Origin of the sequence: Micromonospora sp. NPDC005087 (genome assembly GCF_042872965.1) — a bacterium.
Taxonomy (GTDB): domain Bacteria; phylum Actinomycetota; class Actinomycetes; order Mycobacteriales; family Micromonosporaceae; genus Micromonospora.
Map to the genome: position 1 here is coordinate 317,842 of NZ_JBIALB010000002.1, position 15,538 is coordinate 333,379.

General features: G+C 72.0%; 13 protein-coding genes and 1 tRNA gene. 11 read left to right on the forward strand and 3 right to left on the reverse strand.

The genetic code is table 11. From position 1 onward, the window contains the following. The first annotated feature begins 92 nt into the window (after positions 1-92). Positions 93-1,895 carry a methionine--tRNA ligase gene (gene metG / locus ACFYPS_RS06565; RefSeq protein ID WP_354964606.1) on the forward strand — a complete coding sequence of 601 codons (1,803 nt, stop codon included), beginning with the start codon at positions 93-95 and terminating at the stop codon, positions 1,893-1,895. A 61-nt stretch (positions 1,896-1,956) separates the two neighbouring features. Here metG and ACFYPS_RS06570 read toward each other — a convergent pair whose 3' ends face one another. After that, positions 1,957-3,204: a hypothetical protein gene (locus tag ACFYPS_RS06570; protein ID WP_387323204.1), complete on the reverse strand. Its 1,248-nt coding sequence runs from the start codon at positions 3,202-3,204 to the stop codon at positions 1,957-1,959. Positions 3,205-3,358: 154 nt separating this feature from the next. Between ACFYPS_RS06570 and ACFYPS_RS06575 the strand changes: the two genes are divergently transcribed. The 6 genes from ACFYPS_RS06575 (at position 3,359) to ACFYPS_RS06600 (ending at position 9,485) form a co-directional block, all read left to right on the forward strand. Beyond that, complete coding sequence (locus ACFYPS_RS06575) at positions 3,359-4,258, forward strand: TatD family hydrolase (RefSeq protein ID WP_387323206.1); 900 nt, start codon at positions 3,359-3,361, stop codon at positions 4,256-4,258. Between the two features lie 112 nt (positions 4,259-4,370). Next, positions 4,371-5,240, forward strand: coding sequence for a 16S rRNA (adenine(1518)-N(6)/adenine(1519)-N(6))-dimethyltransferase RsmA (gene rsmA / locus ACFYPS_RS06580; protein WP_354964609.1), 870 nt, complete (start codon positions 4,371-4,373; stop codon positions 5,238-5,240). A 109-nt stretch (positions 5,241-5,349) separates the two neighbouring features. After that, on the forward strand, positions 5,350-6,300 hold the full coding sequence (locus ACFYPS_RS06585; RefSeq protein ID WP_354964610.1) for a 4-(cytidine 5'-diphospho)-2-C-methyl-D-erythritol kinase: 951 nt from the start codon (positions 5,350-5,352) through the stop codon (positions 6,298-6,300). Positions 6,301-6,420: 120 nt separating this feature from the next. Continuing rightward, on the forward strand, positions 6,421-8,238 hold the full coding sequence (locus tag ACFYPS_RS06590; RefSeq protein ID WP_354964611.1) for an ABC-F family ATP-binding cassette domain-containing protein: 1,818 nt from the start codon (positions 6,421-6,423) through the stop codon (positions 8,236-8,238). 100 nt (positions 8,239-8,338) lie between these two features. After that, positions 8,339-8,794 (forward strand): DUF4383 domain-containing protein, encoded by a 456-nt coding sequence (locus ACFYPS_RS06595; protein WP_354964612.1) that lies wholly within the window; start codon positions 8,339-8,341, stop codon positions 8,792-8,794. Positions 8,795-9,005: 211 nt separating this feature from the next. After that, positions 9,006-9,485: a DUF4383 domain-containing protein gene (locus ACFYPS_RS06600; RefSeq protein ID WP_354964613.1), complete on the forward strand. Its 480-nt coding sequence runs from the start codon at positions 9,006-9,008 to the stop codon at positions 9,483-9,485. Positions 9,486-9,491: 6 nt separating this feature from the next. On the opposite strand, the gene ACFYPS_RS06605 is transcribed toward ACFYPS_RS06600, so the two are convergent. Together ACFYPS_RS06605 and ACFYPS_RS06610 are read right to left on the reverse strand one after the other, a co-directional pair. After that, positions 9,492-10,172 carry a TetR family transcriptional regulator gene (locus ACFYPS_RS06605; protein ID WP_387323209.1) on the reverse strand — a complete coding sequence of 227 codons (681 nt, stop codon included), beginning with the start codon at positions 10,170-10,172 and terminating at the stop codon, positions 9,492-9,494. A 224-nt stretch (positions 10,173-10,396) separates the two neighbouring features. Beyond that, the gene (locus tag ACFYPS_RS06610; RefSeq protein WP_354964614.1) at positions 10,397-11,362 is read right to left on the reverse strand and encodes an acyl-CoA desaturase; all 966 of its coding nucleotides are present in this window, start codon (positions 11,360-11,362) and stop codon (positions 10,397-10,399) included. 382 nt (positions 11,363-11,744) lie between these two features. Here ACFYPS_RS06610 and ACFYPS_RS06615 point away from each other — a divergent pair. The 4 genes from ACFYPS_RS06615 (at position 11,745) to ACFYPS_RS06630 (ending at position 15,517) form a co-directional block, all read left to right on the forward strand. Next, positions 11,745-11,816 (forward strand) — tRNA-Gln (locus tag ACFYPS_RS06615). Positions 11,817-11,921: 105 nt separating this feature from the next. Then, on the forward strand, positions 11,922-13,460 hold the full coding sequence (glmU, locus tag ACFYPS_RS06620) for a bifunctional UDP-N-acetylglucosamine diphosphorylase/glucosamine-1-phosphate N-acetyltransferase GlmU (protein WP_354964637.1): 1,539 nt from the start codon (positions 11,922-11,924) through the stop codon (positions 13,458-13,460). A 57-nt stretch (positions 13,461-13,517) separates the two neighbouring features. Beyond that, the gene (locus ACFYPS_RS06625; protein ID WP_354964615.1) at positions 13,518-14,498 is read left to right on the forward strand and encodes a ribose-phosphate diphosphokinase; all 981 of its coding nucleotides are present in this window, start codon (positions 13,518-13,520) and stop codon (positions 14,496-14,498) included. A gap of 320 nt (positions 14,499-14,818) precedes the next feature. Continuing rightward, the gene (locus ACFYPS_RS06630) at positions 14,819-15,517 is read left to right on the forward strand and encodes a 50S ribosomal protein L25/general stress protein Ctc (RefSeq protein WP_354964616.1); all 699 of its coding nucleotides are present in this window, start codon (positions 14,819-14,821) and stop codon (positions 15,515-15,517) included. Positions 15,518-15,538 lie beyond the last annotated feature (21 nt).

Genomic DNA, 15,538 nt, shown 5'->3' on the forward strand with positions numbered 1-15,538 from the left:
GACCAATGGGCGGGGTGCCCGGACCGGTCCGCCGACCCCGCACCCCCCATTGGTTCGCGGGCGTCCCGGAGAGGTCACTAGGCTTGCTGCTCATGAGTCACGTTCTCGCGGCAGTGGCCTGGCCGTACGCCAACGGCCCACGCCACATCGGCCACGTTTCCGGTTTCGGCGTTCCCTCCGACGTCTTCGCCCGGTACATGCGGATGGCCGGCCACGACGTGCTCATGGTCTCGGGCACCGACGAACACGGCACCCCCATCCAGGTGCAGGCCGACGCCGACGGGGTCACCCCGCGCGAGCTGGCCGACCGGTACAACAGGGTGATCGTCGAGGACCTGCACGGCCTGGGGCTCTCCTACGACCTGTTCACCCGCACCACCACCCGCAACCACTACGCGGTGGTGCAGGAGCTGTTCGAGGGGATGTACCGCAACGGCTACATCGTGCCGAAGACCACCATGGGCGCGATCTCCCCGTCCACCGGGCGCACCCTGCCCGACCGGTACATCGAGGGCACCTGCCCGATCTGCGGGTACGACAGCGCCCGCGGTGACCAGTGCGACAACTGCGGCAACCAGCTCGACCCGATCGACCTGATCGACCCGAAGTCGCGGATCAACGGGGAAACTCCGAAGTTCGTCGAGACCGAGCACTTCTTCCTGGACCTGCCCGCGCTGGCCGACGTCCTGCGGCAGTGGCTGGACACCCGGGAGGGGTGGCGGCCCAACGTGCTGCGGTTCTCCCGCAACCTGCTCGACGACCTCCAGCCGCGGGCGATCACCCGGGACCTGGAGTGGGGCGTACCGATCCCGTTGGACGGCTGGCGGGACCGGCCGGACAAGCGGATCTACGTCTGGTTCGACGCGGTGATCGGCTACCTGTCCGCCTCGATCGAGTGGGCCCGCCGCACCGGCGATCCCGAGGCGTGGCGGAAGTGGTGGTCCGCCGACGGGGAGGGCAAGGACGCCCGGTCCTACTACTTCATGGGCAAGGACAACATCGTCTTCCACTCGGTGATCTGGCCGGCGCTGCTCTCCGGATACTCCGGCGAGGGCTCCCGCGACGGTGAGCCGGGCGAGCTGGGCCAGCTCAACCTGCCCACCGAGGTGGTCTCCAGCGAGTACCTGACCATGGAGGGGCGCAAGTTCTCCTCGTCCCGCAAGGTGGTCATCTACGTCCGGGACTTCCTGGAGCGCTACGACGCCGACGCGCTGCGCTACTTCATCGCCGCCGCCGGCCCGGAGAGCAACGACACCGACTTCACCTGGGCGGAGTTCCTTCGCCGCAACAACGACGAGCTGGTCGCCGGCTGGGGAAACCTGGTCAACCGGTGCGTCTCGATGGCGGCGAAGAACTTCGGCGCCATCCCGCCGGTCGACCCGGCCGGCCTCACCGAGGCCGACGAGGCACTGCTCGCGGTGGCCCGTGCCGGCTTCACCACGGTCGGCGACCTGATCGGCCGGCACCGGCAGAAGCAGGCGATCGGTGAGGCCATGAAGGTGGTCGCCGAAGCCAACAAGTACCTGTCCGAGCAGGCGCCGTGGAAGCTCAAGGCCGAGGCGGACAAGCCCCGCATGGGCACCATCCTGCACGTCGCCCTCCAGGTGATCAGCGACGCCAACACGCTGCTCACCCCGTTCCTGCCGCACTCCGCGCAGCAGGTGCACGAGCTGCTCGGCCGCACCGGCGTGCACGCGCCGATGCCCGTCATCGAGCAGGTCGACGACCTGGACGGCGGGCCGGCGTACCCGGTGCTGACCGGGGACTACACGGTCGGCGCGCGCTGGGAGTCGGTGCCGCTGGAGGCCGGCCGTCCGCTGGCCGCGCCGAAGCCCGTGTTCCGCAAGCTCGACCCGTCGATCGTCGACGAGGAGCTGGCCCGGCTGGCCGGCTGAGCGCAGGACGTCGCCGTGCGGCGGCACGGCGCCCACCCGGGCGCCGTGCCGCCGCTGGGCTTCACAGCGCGTACCGGGTGTCCATCACCTGATCGTCGGTCACCTCGGCGACCGGCGCCCAGGTCTCGTAGACGCCACGATCGTGGCACTGCGCCCCGGTCGTGAGCACCGTGTCCGGATCCGGCTGGCGCAGCCGCAGCCGCAGCCAACCGGCCTCCTCCCGCAGCACCAGGCAGGGCACGCCCCGCCACCGGGCGAACCGGATCCGGCGGGCCACCGCGTCCACCGGGTAGCGGGCCGCCCGGGTCATCGCCAGCACCCGGAACCCGCCGGGCAGGTCCGCCACCGCCTCGTACTCGCCGTCGCCGTGCACGCCGACCAGCTGGGTGGAGCGCGGCGCGTCCCCGGTCGGCACGTACTCCTGGTCCGGGGAGAGACCCGGCACCGCGGCCAGCAGGTGCCGCCACTGCGGGCCCACCATCCGCAGCCACCCGCGCTGCTCGGCCTGATAGGTGTAGAGCACCACCTCCACCCCCTCCGCAGGGTAGGCGAGCAGGGCGGCGTTCGCGGGCATCGGCAGGTCGGCGAAGTCCCGGGTGATGAACTCCGGAATGAGCTGGGCGTTGCTCGGCACGAACCCGGTACCCAGCACCGGCGGGCCCAGCCGGTCCCGGGGCGCCAGCGCGGTCAGACCGTGGTGCGCCTCGCCGACCGGCACGTCGTAGTCACCCGGGTCGGCAGCCCGCCAGCGCAGGGCGTACGCCACATCCAGGCCGTCCCGGCCGACCTCGCCGTCGGTGCGCAGCACCGTGGTCGCCGCCGGCGTACGCAGGTGTGCCACGTCGTGCTCCCGGTAGCAGAAGCCGTGCGGCAACCACCCCCGCACGTACCCGGCGAGCTGTCGGGGGGAGAGCACCTTCACCATCCGGGTGCCCCGCCGGACCACCGCCGACGCGCGTGCCGCTGCCACCATCGGGTCACCCGCCGCGGCCGGCTGCTGGCTGAGCTGGTGCAGCTGCGCCCACCCCCGCTCCCGGTGTGCCGGCAGCATCAGCGGCGTGTCCGGCTCCTCGGCCGGCTCCACCGCCCCGTGCACCGCCGTCACCTCGGTGACGTGCACGAACCGGTGCCACGGCAGGGCGCTGCCGGGTCGGGGAGCCCACTCGAAACCGGGCACCTCGTCGGCGCTGAACAGCTCGTACGCGGCGCCGCGGGCGATCTCCTCGGCCGGGTAGACGCCGCCGCCGAACGCCACGCGCAGCCCGGTACGTTCGCTGGCGGCGTCGCTGGCCTGGGGAATGACGCTCATGCCGTCACCTCCCTCCACTCGGTGAGATGCGGGCCGTCACGCTGTCGCGTCGGCCCGGTGACGCACTCAGTCCGCCCACGCGGCGATGGTAGAGTCGCGCGGCGTAGGCGAGGTGAACGTCGGGTGGCGGGTGGATGGACAGCCCCGGTGTGTGATGCTGTCGCTGATGAGCGAGCCTGCTGAAACCCGCCGAGAGCGTGCCGCACGGCGGGCCGGAGAGTTCCCGCCCGCCCCCGAGCCGCTGCCCCGGCCGGTGCTGGACAGCCACACCCACCTGGACATCACCGTCAGCGAGGCCGGCGTACCCGGCGGCGGGCCGGCCGACGACCCGGTCGCCGTGGCGATCTCGCTGGCCGCGAAGGTCGGCGTGGACCGGCTGGTCCAGGTGGGGGTGGACGTGGTCTCCTCCCGGTGGGGCGTGGAAATCGCCGACCGGCATCCCGCCGTGCTGGCCACGGTGGCCCTGCACCCCAACGAGGCGCCCCGGCTGGCCGACCTCGACGAGGCGCTGCGGGAGATCGATTCACTCGCCGCCCGCGACCGGGTCCGGGGCATCGGCGAGACCGGGATGGACTTCTTCCGCACCGGCGACGAGGGGCGTGCCGCGCAGGAGGAGAGCTTCCGGGCGCACATCGCGATCGCCAAGCGGTACGGCCGGGCGTTGGTGATCCACGATCGGGACGCGCACGCCGACGTGCTGCGGATCCTCGACGACGAGGGCGCTCCGGACACCGTGGTGCTGCACTGCTTCTCCGGTGACGCCGACTTCGCCCGCGAGTGCGTCCGCCGCGGGTACGTGCTCAGCTTCGCCGGCACCGTCACCTTCGGCAGCGCCGCCGCGCTCCGCGAGGCCGCCGCGCTCACCCCCGTGGACCAGATCCTGGTGGAGACCGACGCTCCCTACCTCACCCCGACGCCGTACCGCGGCCGGCCGAACGCCTCGTACCTGATCCCGCTCACCGTCCGCTCGCTCGCCGCGACCACCGGCGCCGACCTGGACGAGCTGTGCGCGGCCATCTCCGCCACCGGCGACCGCGTCTTCGGCCCGTGGTGAGCCCGGCCCCATCGCACGCCCGGACGTTAGGAAGGGCGGCACCTTGCAATCGCCTGGTGTTGTACAAGGGGCCCTTCCTAACGGCGGGGTGCGGGCGCATACGCTGCCAGCCATGACCGGACTCCTCGGCCCGGCGGAGATCCGGGAACTCGCCGCCCGGCTGGGCGTCGCGCCCACCAAGAAGCTGGGCCAGAACTTCGTGCACGACCCGAACACCGTGCGCCGGATCGTCACCGCCGCCGGCCTGACCCCCGACGACGTGGCCCTGGAGGTCGGCCCAGGGCTCGGCTCGCTCACCCTCGGGCTGCTGCCGGTCGCCGGGCACGTGCACGCCGTGGAGATCGACCCGGTGCTCGCCGGCGCGCTGCCGGAGACCGCCACCCGGCACGCCGGCGCGGACGCCGGCCGGCTCACCGTGCACCGCGCCGACGCGCTGCGCGTCGACGCCGCCGAGCTGGCCGACCCGCCGCCGACCGCGCTGGTGGCCAACCTGCCCTACAACGTGGCCGTGCCCGTGGTGCTGCACCTGCTCGCCGAGCTGCCCAGCCTGCGCAAGGGCCTGGTGATGGTGCAGAAGGAGGTCGCCGACCGGCTGGTCGCCGGCCCCGGTTCCAAGGTGTACGGCATCCCGTCGGTGAAGCTCGCCTGGTACGCCCAGGCGCGAGGCGCCGGCCGGGTGCCGCCGAACGTCTTCTGGCCGGTGCCCAACGTCGACTCCGGCCTGGTCGCCTTCACCCGCCGCGAGCCACCCCGAGCCGACGTACCCCGGGAACGGGTCTTCGCCGTTGTGGACGCCGCGTTCGCGCAGCGCCGAAAGACCCTGCGCGCCGCGTTGGCCGGCTGGGCCGGCGGCGCCGACCGGGCGGCCGCCACGCTCACGGCGGCCGGCGTCGACCCCGGCGCCCGGGGGGAGTCGCTGACCGTCGAGCAGTTCGCCGCCATCGCCGCGTCGGCTCCGGTCGGTACGCCGGCCGCGAAGTAGGCTGACGCCGTGCCCGCCGAGGAGGCGTACGGGTGAATGCCGACCACGCCGAGGAGCTGATCGTGATCAAGTCGTTCGACATCCGCCTGGCCGTTCGGGACATCGCCCCGTGACCGAGGCCTGGCGACCGGACGAGGACGACGAGCGCCGCGGAGCCATCGGACCGGTCAAGGTCCGGGTGCCGGCCAAGGTCAACCTGCACCTCGGGGTGGGCCCGCTGCGCCGCGACGGCTACCACGAGCTGAACACCGTCTACCACGCGATCTCCATCTACGACGAGCTGACCGCCCGTCGGGGCGACACGCTCGCCCTGACGATGGAGGGCGAAGGCACCGGCGAACTGGCGCTGGACGACACCAACCTGGTGATCCGCGCCGCGCACGCCCTGGCCGGGTACGCCGGGGTGCTGCCGCACGCCCGGCTGCACCTGCGCAAGCAGATCCCGCTCGCCGGCGGGCTGGCCGGCGGCAGCGCCGACGCCGCCGCCGCGCTGGTGGCCTGCGACGCGCTCTGGGGCACCGGGCTGTCCCGTGACGAGCTGGCCGGGATCGCCGCCGACCTCGGCTCCGACGTGCCGTTCCTGATCTACGGTGGCACCGCGCTGGGGACCGGCCGGGGTGAGGCGGTCAGCCCCGTGCTGGTACGCCCCACCTCCTGGCACTGGGTGGTGGCGATCGCCGACGGCGGCCTGTCCACCCCGGCCGCCTACCGCGAGTTGGACCGGCTCCGCGACGCCCGCACCGCCGGTGCCCCGCTGGGCAGCACCGACGCGCTGCTGGGCGCGCTGCGCCAGCGTGACCCCCGGGTGCTCGCCCGCACCCTCGGCAACGATCTCCAGGACGCGGCGCTGGCCATGCGCCCGGCGCTGGCCGACACCCTCAAGGCCGGCGAGGCGGCCGGTGCGCTCGCCGGCCTTGTCTCCGGCTCCGGCCCGACCTGTGTCTTCCTCGCCGCCGACGCGGCCGCCGCTGAGCGGATCGCCGCCGAGCTGACCGCCGTGGGCGTGTGCCGGGAGGCGCGGGTCGCGCACGGCCCGGTCGCCGGAGCCCGCGTCGGCTGACGTCCCGTCCCTCCCGCGCTGCGGGCGCGCGGCGCGGGAGGCTGGGGCGTCCGCGTACCCTTGTGGCAGGCGTCCAGGTGCCCGCCGGCACCGGGACGCCTTGATCATGAAGGGTGGAACGTGGCGAACATCGTCAATCTGGACCGGGTGTCCAAGGGGTACGGCGCCGCGGGGCGGCTGCTCACGGACGTCTCGCTCGGTCTGGACGACGCCGACCGGATCGGCGTGGTCGGCCTCAACGGCGCCGGCAAGTCCACCCTGCTGCGGCTGCTCACCAAGCAGGAGGATCCCGACGACGGCCGGGTCACCCACCGCCGCGACCTGCGGGTGCTCTGGCTGCCGCAGCAGCTCACCCTCGCCCCCGAGGCCACCGTCCGGGACGTCGTGCTCGGCACCGCCTGGCTCGCCGAGGGCATGGGCGCCGAGCACGAGTGGGCCGGTGACGCCGGGGTGCGCGCCATCCTCGATGGCCTCGGCATGCCGCACCTCGGCCTCGACCAGCCGGTCGGCCCGATGTCCGGCGGCGAACGGCGCCGGGTGGCGCTCGCCGCGCTGCTCGTGCGCGACTCCGACCTGCTGATCCTCGACGAGCCCACGAACCACCTCGACGTGGGCGGTGTCGACTGGCTGGCCCGGCACCTGGTCGGTCGCAAGGGTGCCCTGGTCGTGGTCACCCACGACCGGTGGTTCCTGGACGCGGTCTGCACCACCACGTGGGAGGTCGCCGACCAGACCGTCCGCGCCTACGAGGGCGGCTTCGCCGCCTGGATCCTGGCCCGCGCCGAGCGCGAGCGCGTCGCCGCCGCCACCGAGGCCCGCCGCCAGAACCTGCTTCGCAAGGAGATCGCCTGGCTGCGCCGCGGCCCGCCGGCGCGTACCTCGAAGCCCCAGTTCCGCATCGACGCCGCGAACGCCCTGATCGCCGACGTGCCGCCGGCGCGCGACACCATGTCGCTCCAACGGATGGCCACCTCCCGGCTCGGCAAGCAGGTCTACGACCTGGAGAACGTCGAGCTGCACGCCGGCCCCAAGGAGATCCTGCGGGACGTCACCTGGCTGGTCGGGCCCGGCGACCGGATCGCGATCCTCGGCGCCAACGGCGCCGGCAAGACCACGCTGCTGCGGATGCTCGCCGGCATCACCCGCCCCGACGGTGGCCGGCTCGGCACCGGTACCACCGTGCGGCCGGCTTTTCTCTCCCAGGAGCTCGCCGAGCTGCCCGGGCACCTGCGCGTGCTCGAAGCCGTCGAGGAGGTCGCCCGCCGGGTCCAGCTCGGCGACCGGGAGGTCTCCGCCGCCCAGCTCGCCGAGGTCTTCGGCTTCGACGACCGACGGCTCTGGACCCCGGTCAGCGACCTCTCGGGCGGGGAACGCCGCCGGCTGCAGATGCTGCGGCTGCTCGCCGGGGAGCCCAACGTGCTGCTCTTCGACGAGCCCACCAACGACCTGGACACCGACACCCTCGCTGCCCTGGAGGACCTGCTCGACTCCTGGCCCGGCACGATCATCGTGGCCAGCCACGACCGCTACCTCATCGAACGGGTCACCGACACGGCGTACGGGATGTTCGGTGACGGCCGGCTGGTGCACCTGCCCGGAGGCGTCGACGAGTACCTCGCCCGGACCGCCGAGCGAGCCGGGCCCTCCCGGGCTGGCGCCACCCCGGGCGCCGGCCCGGCCGCCGTGCCGACCGGCACCGGCGCGACGGGAATGTCCGCCGCCGAGGTCCGACAGGCCCGCAAGGAGTTGACCCGGCTGGAACGCCAGCTCGGCAAGCTCGACCAGCGCGAGGCCACGCTGCTCGGCCAGCTCGCCGCCGACGCCACGGACTACGCCCGGGTCGCCGAATTGGACACCCAGCTCAAGGATCTGCGCGCCGAGCGGGAGCGGATCGAGGAGACCTGGATGACGCTCGCCGAGGACCTGCCCGAGACCTGATCCGGGCGGGGCGCGCCGCCCGGGGGCCGTGTGCGGCGTCACATCTCCGCGTGCGGGACAATCGTCCACGACACCTCACCCCACGGCGTTGGAGACTCAGATGGCCCACACCCCCGTCAACCACCCCGCGCGGCCGATCTACCGGGCGATCGGCGGGCTGACCGGTCTTTACCTGGTGGTCTTCGGTGTGCTCGGCATCATCGCGAGCGCCGGCAACGAGATTTTCGCGCAGGACGACACCAAGGTCCTCGGCCAGGGCACCAACATCGGCTTCTCGCTGCTCAGCGTGCTGCTCGGGCTCCTCGTGCTGGCTGGCACCGCACTCGGCCGCAACATCGACGTGGCGATCAACCAGTGGCTGGCGTACGCCCTGATGGTGATCAGCCTGGGCGGCCTCGCGTTCATCCGGACCGACGCCAACTTCCTCAACTTCAGCATCACCACCGTGGTCGTGGTGATGGCGGCGGCCCTGGTGCTGCTGATGGTCGGCATGTACGGCAAGGTCGGCACGGACGACGAGGCGGAGGCGTTCCAGAAGGCTCGCCTGGTGCTCTGAGTTCTTGCTGGTTGCGGTGGTGGGTTTTCGCCGGAGCCCGAGCTGCTCCGGCGGTCAGGCTTGATCCCTGCGCAGCTCGGGCTCCGGCGAAAACCTGACTCGGTCCGGCCTGCGGCGGACCTACCGCCTTTGTGGTTCTCCGGACAGCCCCCTCTGCCTCAGGTGACAATCCTCCTGAAATGGTCTTTCTCGGGTGGATGGGGATCAGGGCATGGCGCACTTTCCGGTGAACCATCCGGCACGGCCGCTCTACCGGGTCCTCGCCGGCCTGATCGGCGTCTACATCCTGGTCTTCGGCGTCTGGGGCGTCGCCCAGACGCTCGGAGATCCGCTCTTCAACCGGGGCAGCCACTGGGTGCTCGGGCTGCGCACCAACCTGGCCTTCTCGCTCGCCTCAGTGGTCTTCGGAGTCGTTCTGATCATCGGGGCGTCCCGGCGCACCAACCTCGGCCACTACATGAACCTCACGGCCGGCGTGGTGTTCCTGGTGACCAGCATCCTGATGATGTCCGTGCTGCAGACCGACGCGAACTTCCTCAACTTCTCGATGTCGACCGTGGTCGTGTCGATGCTGTTCGGCCTGATCCTTCTCGGCACCGGCCTGTACGACAAGGTCGGCCCCGAGGACCACGCCGAGGCGGAACGTCGCAACCGCAGTCACCCGGTGGCCGAGGTGCACACCCGCCGCTGACCGTGGTCAGCGTCGGCGGGCGGTGATCAGCGTCGGCTTCGCCTCCAGGTGGGACAACCCGTTCCACGCCAGGTTGACCAGGTGTGCCGCCACCGTCTCCTTGCGCGGCTTGCGCACCTCCAGCCACCAGCGGCCGGTCAGCGCCACCATGCCCACCAGCGACTGCGAGTACAGCTCCGCCAGCTTCGGGTCGTACCCGCGGCTCTTGAACTCGGCGCCCAGGATGTGCTCGACCTGGTGTGCCACGTCGTTCATCACGCTGATGAAGTTGCCCGTCGCGGACATCACCGGCGATTCGCGGACCAGCACCCGGAACCCGCTGGTCTCCTCCTCGATGTAGCCCAGCAGGGCCATCGCCGCCTGCTCGAGCAACTCCCTCGGGTGCCCGGCGGTCAAGGCCGTGGTGATCCGGTCGAGCAGTGCCCGGACCTCCCGGTCCACCACCACCGCGTAGAGCCCTTCCTTGCCGCCGAAGTGCTCGTACACCACCGGCTTGGAGACCTTGGCGCGGGCCGCCACCTCCTCGATGGAGGTGGCGTCGAAACCGCGCTCGGCGAAGAGTTGCCGGCCGGTCGCGATCAACTGCTCCCGCCGCTGGGCCGCTGACATGCGGACCCGGGAGGTGGGTTTGGCGGGTGGAGCCGGCGTCGCACGCCGGCCCCCCGCTCCGTCTTTGAGCTCAGGCATGTCGCCGCCTCGCTGGCGCTCGGTCACGCCCTGCCGTGGGATGGTGCCTCCGCTGTGCCCGTTCACGTCGTCGCCTCACTGGCGGGCGGTCCGACCGCCCAGCCGCGCCGTCCGACCGTACCCGGATCGGGCCCGGCTCCCCGGCCGCCGAGCCGTCCGGTCCCCCCGCGTCGCTCGGTCACCCGGCCATCCTGCCAGGCGGCCTCCCGGAGCACCGCCCGCTTTTAGCGGGGTGCGACCGGCTTCACCAGCTTCGCCGCGAGACGCTCCGGCTTCGGCCAGCGCACCTGCGACGCGGCGCCGACCTTCTCGAACAGCCAGATCACCCGGGCGGAGATGTCCACCTGACCACGCAGCACGCCGTGTCGGGCGCTGGTCGGGTCGGCGTGGTGCAGGTTGTGCCAGCTCTCGCCGAACGACAGGATCGCCAGCGGCCAGAAGTTCGACGCCCGGTCGCCCTGGCGCATGGCGAACGGACGCTCGCCGTAGACGTGGCAGACCGAGTTGATCGCCCAGGTGACGTGGTGCAGCAGGCCGATCCGGACCAGCCCGGCCCAGAAGAACGCGGTGAGCGCGCCCTGCCAGGACCAGGTCACCAGGCCGCCGATCAGCGCCGGGCCGAGCAGCGAGATGGCGACCAGCAGCGGGAAGAGTCGGTCCACCCGGCGGATGTCATGGTCGGCCAGCAGGTCGGGGGCGAACCGCTCACGATTGGACAGCTCGCGCCGGAACAACCAGCCGACGTGGGCGTGGAACAGGCCCCGGGTCAGTGCCCAGAGGCTGGTGCCGAAGCGCCACGGCGAGTGCGGGTCGCCCTCCAGGTCGGAGAAGGCGTGGTGCCGTCGGTGGTCGGCCACCCACTGGATGATCTCGCCCTGCACCGCCAACGAACCCGCGACCGCCAACGTCACCCGCAGCCACCGCTTGGCCTTGAACGAGCCGTGCGTGAAGTAGCGGTGGAAGCCGACCGTGATGCCGAGCCCGGAGACCACGTACCAGACCAGGCCGATGGCGATGTCGGTCCAGCCCAGCCAGCCGCCCCACGCCACCGGCACGGCGACCAGCAGGGCGACGAAGGGGATCACGACGAAGGCCCAGAGGGCGACCAGGATGCCGGGGGACTGGCTGCCGTCGGTGAGGGGTTTCGGGCCGGGCCCGGCGGTGTTGGGTTCGAGCAGAGCGGTCGACATGGGACCTCGCAGAGGGGACGGAAACGATCACGAAGCTACGCCTACGTCACCGTAACTTACGGCACCGTAGATCGCACGGGGAACTTTCCGAAGTCGTGCTGAGGGCCAGGTCAGAGCCCTGATCAGGGCTGCGGGCAGTGGTGCCGTCGGCCCCATCCCGGCAGGGCCGGGGCGGCGCTGCGGGTCGCGGTGTGCGGTCGGGAGGCATCGAGGTTCGGCGTTGTCGACGACGCCCCCGAGGTGATCCCCCTTCGTCCGGATCCGCCCGTCCGGGCCGCCGCCGCGTGGGCGTGGCGGAATGAGCGATGGCGTCCGGCGGGCGGGGCGCTAAGGTGTAGCGGCGGGATCCCCATCCCCGGATGTGACGCGCTCGCGTTGCTGATCGGCCGTGGTGTAATTGGCAACACCCGGGTCTTTGGTACCCGTATTTCAGGTTCGAACCCTGGCGGCCGAGCTGCCCCCTAAGTCTGGTTTAGGTTCCAGTGGGGTAAGGCGGAGACGTTCCCGGCGGCGCGGTTAGCATGACCGCGAGAGTGTCCGCCGTCCCGACGGGAGCCACATCGTGCCCCAGCCCCACCTTCGTACCGTCGTCGTGCTCGCCGCCGGTGAGGGCAAGCGGATGAAGTCGACACTGCCCAAGGTGCTGCACCCCCTGCTCGGCCGGACCCTGCTCGGTCACGTGCTGAGCGCGGCCGCGCCGCTGGCCGCCGACCGCACCGTCGTGGTGGTGGGGCACGGCGCCGACCAGGTCCGGGGCCACCTGACCGAGGTCGCCCCGGAGGCCACGCCGGTGCTCCAGGCCGAGCAGCTCGGCACCGGGCACGCCGTCCGCATCGCGCTGGACGCCGTGCCCGAGGGCGCCGGCACGGTCGTGGTGATCAACGGGGACGTGCCGCTGTTGCGGCCGGAGACGGTGGGCGCGCTGGTGTCCGCACACGAGGAGGCCGGCGCGGCGGCCACCGTGCTGGCCGCCGAGGTGCCCGACCCGACCGGGCTCGGGCGGATCGTCCGGGACGACGACGGTCGGCTGGAGCAGATCGTCGAGGAGCGCGACGCCGACGCGACGCAGCGCGCGATCCGGGAGATCAACGCCGGTATCTACGCGTTCGACGCGGTGCGGCTGCGCGACGCGCTGGGCAAGCTCTCCACCGACAACGATCAGGGTGAGGAGTACCTGACCGACGTCTTCGGCCTGCTCCGCTCGGCCGGCGAGCCGGTCGCGGTGCACGTGGCCGTGGACCACGTCGAGACGTTGGGCTGCAACGACCGGGTGGAGCTGGCGACGCTGCGCCGGCTGCTGCGCGACCGGGTCAACGAGGCGTGGATGCGCACCGGCGTGAGCCTGCTCGACCCGGTGACCACCTGGATCGACGTGACGGTGGCCTTGGACCGCGACGCGGTGATCGACCAGAACACCCAGCTGCGCGGCGGCACCGTGGTCGGGGCGGGCGCGCAGATCGGCCCGGACGTCACGCTGATCGACACGGTGGTCGGCGCGGGCGCGACCGTTCTGCGCAGCCACGCGGTGGGCGCCGAGATCGGGCCGGGGGCCAGCGTCGGGCCGTACGCGTACCTGCGCCCGGACGCGCGGTTGGCGGAGAAGGCCAAGGTCGGCACGTTCGTCGAGGTGAAGAACTCCGAGGTCGGCCCGGGTGCGAAGGTGCCGCACCTGTCGTACGTGGGTGACGCGACGATCGGCGCGAAGGCGAACATCGGCGCGGCGACGATCTTCGTCAACTACGATGGGGTGCACAAGAACCGGACGGTCGTGGGCGAGGGCGCGTTCGTCGGCTGCGACACGAGCCTGATCGCACCGGTCGAGGTGGGCGCCGGGGCGTACGTGGCGGCGGGTAGCGCGATCGCTCAGGATGTGCCGCCGGGCGCGCTCGGGGTGACCCGCGCGCCGCAGCGCAACATCGAGGGCTGGGTGGCGCGCAAGCGCCCCGGAACGGTCTCCGCGGCGGCGGCCGAGCGTGCGCTGCGGGCTGCTGAGGGTGCGTCGGGTGTGGCCGGTACCGCAAGCGACAGTGAGGCAATGCACGGGCAGACCGAGACGGTGGGCGGCACCTCCGGCACGGGAGATACTGCAACCGAATAGTCCCCGACCCACCACCACCGGGCCGGGTACCACCGACAAACGGGAGCAGACGGGCCCATGGGCAGCATCGTCGCCGAAAACCGCAAAAGCCTGATGCTCTTCTCCGGACGTGGTTTTCCGGAGCTGGCCAAGGAGATCGGCGAGGTGCTCGGCGTCGCGCCGACGCCGGCCGACGCGTACGAGTTCGCCAACGGCGAGATCTTCGTACGGTTCAAGGACTCGGTCCGTGGTTCGGACGCCTTCGTGGTGCAGTCCGTGACGCACGGGGTGAACACCTGGGTCATGGAGACCCTGATCATGGTGGACGCGCTGAAGCGGGGGTCGGCCAAGCGGATCACCGTGGTGCTGCCGTTCTACCCGTACGCGCGGCAGGACAAGAAGCACCGGGGTCGGGAGCCGATCTCGGCCCGGCTGGTGGCGGACCTGCTGAAGACGGCCGGCGCGAACCGGATCCTCACCGTCGACCTGCACACCGCGCAGATCCAGGGCTTCTTCGACGGCCCGGTCGACCACCTCTTCGCGATGGACATCCTGGCCGAGTACGTGGAGCGCAAGTACGCCGGCCGGCCGATGACCGTGGTGGCACCGGATTCGGGTCGGGTGCGGGTGGCCGAGCGGTGGACCGACCGGCTGGGCGGTTGCCCGCTGGCGTTCATCCACAAGACCCGCGACCCGATGAAGCCGAACCAGGTGGTGGCCAACCGGGTGGTCGGCGAGGTCGAGGGTCGGGTCTGCCTGATCGTCGACGACATGATCGACACCGGGGGCACGATCACCGGCGCGGCGGACATCCTCAAGGAGTCGGGCGCGGCGGAGATCGTCGTCGCGTCCACCCACGCGCTGCTGTCGGACCCGGCCACCGAGCGGCTGAAGAACAGCTCGATCAGCGAGGTCGTGGTGACCAACACGCTGCCGTTGCCACCGGAGAAGCAGCTGGACAAGCTGACCGTGCTGTCGATCGCGCCGCTGCTGGCGCGGGCGATCCGGGAGGTCTTCGACGACGGCTCGGTGACCACCCTCTTCGGTGGCCTGAGCTGAGCGTCGCGCTGCGGTGAGGGCCCGTTCCCGCCGGCGTCCCAGCCGGCGGGAACGGCCCTCAGCGGCGTCGGGCGCGCGTCCGGCGCCCGTTTGTGAGTGGTGACCTGGGGACTGCCGGAAACCTCGGAATCAGCTCGGGTAGACTGGTGCGGTTGCCACGGCGAGGGTGCCCGGCGGGCCGCTGAATAGCGCCGCACGGAGGCACCGTCATCGACGCGGTGCTCCGGGCAGTCGTTCATGACGCATGAGCCCCAGCGAGCCCCTCGCCCCAGCACCGCAAGACGACAAGCCGCCGCAGCGAAAGCATCAGGAGTTTCCCCGTGTCCGAGGTAAAGATCAGCGCCGAGCCCCGTACCGAGTTCGGCAAGGGTGGTGCCCGTCGTACCCGCCGGGCCGGCAAGGTGCCCGCCGTGCTGTACGGCCACGGCGAGAAGCCCAAGCACATCGCGCTGCCGTCCCGGGAGTTCGCCGCGGCGATCCGCAAGGGTGGCGCCAACCAGCTCTTCGCGATCGACATCACCGACGGCACCCAGGTGCTGGCGCTGCCGAAGGCGATCCAGCGTGACCCGATTCGCGACACCTTCGAGCACGTCGACCTCATCCTGGTCCGCCGGGGCGAGAAGGTCACCGTCGAGGTCCCGATCCAGCTGACCGGTGAGGCCGCACGGGACACCCTGATCGTGCACGACCACGACACCCTCTCGGTGACCGCCGACGCCACCAAGGTGCCGGACCACCTCGAGGCGTCGATCGAGGGCCTGGAGGCGGGCTCCCAGGTGACCGCCGCTGACGTGCAGTTGCCGGCCGGTGTCGAGCTGGCCGTCGACCCGGAGCTGACGGTCGCCGCGGTGACCGCCGCGCCGACCGCCGAGCAGCTCGAGGCGACGCTGCCGGAGGTCGAGGAGGCCACCGAGGAGGCCGAGGCCGAGGTCGGCGAGGGCACCGAGGGCTCCGAGGGCGCGGACGCCGCCCCGACCGCCGAGGGCGGGGAGAACACCGAGGCGCGCACCGAGGCCTGATCGGTTCGTACTGTGCGGCAG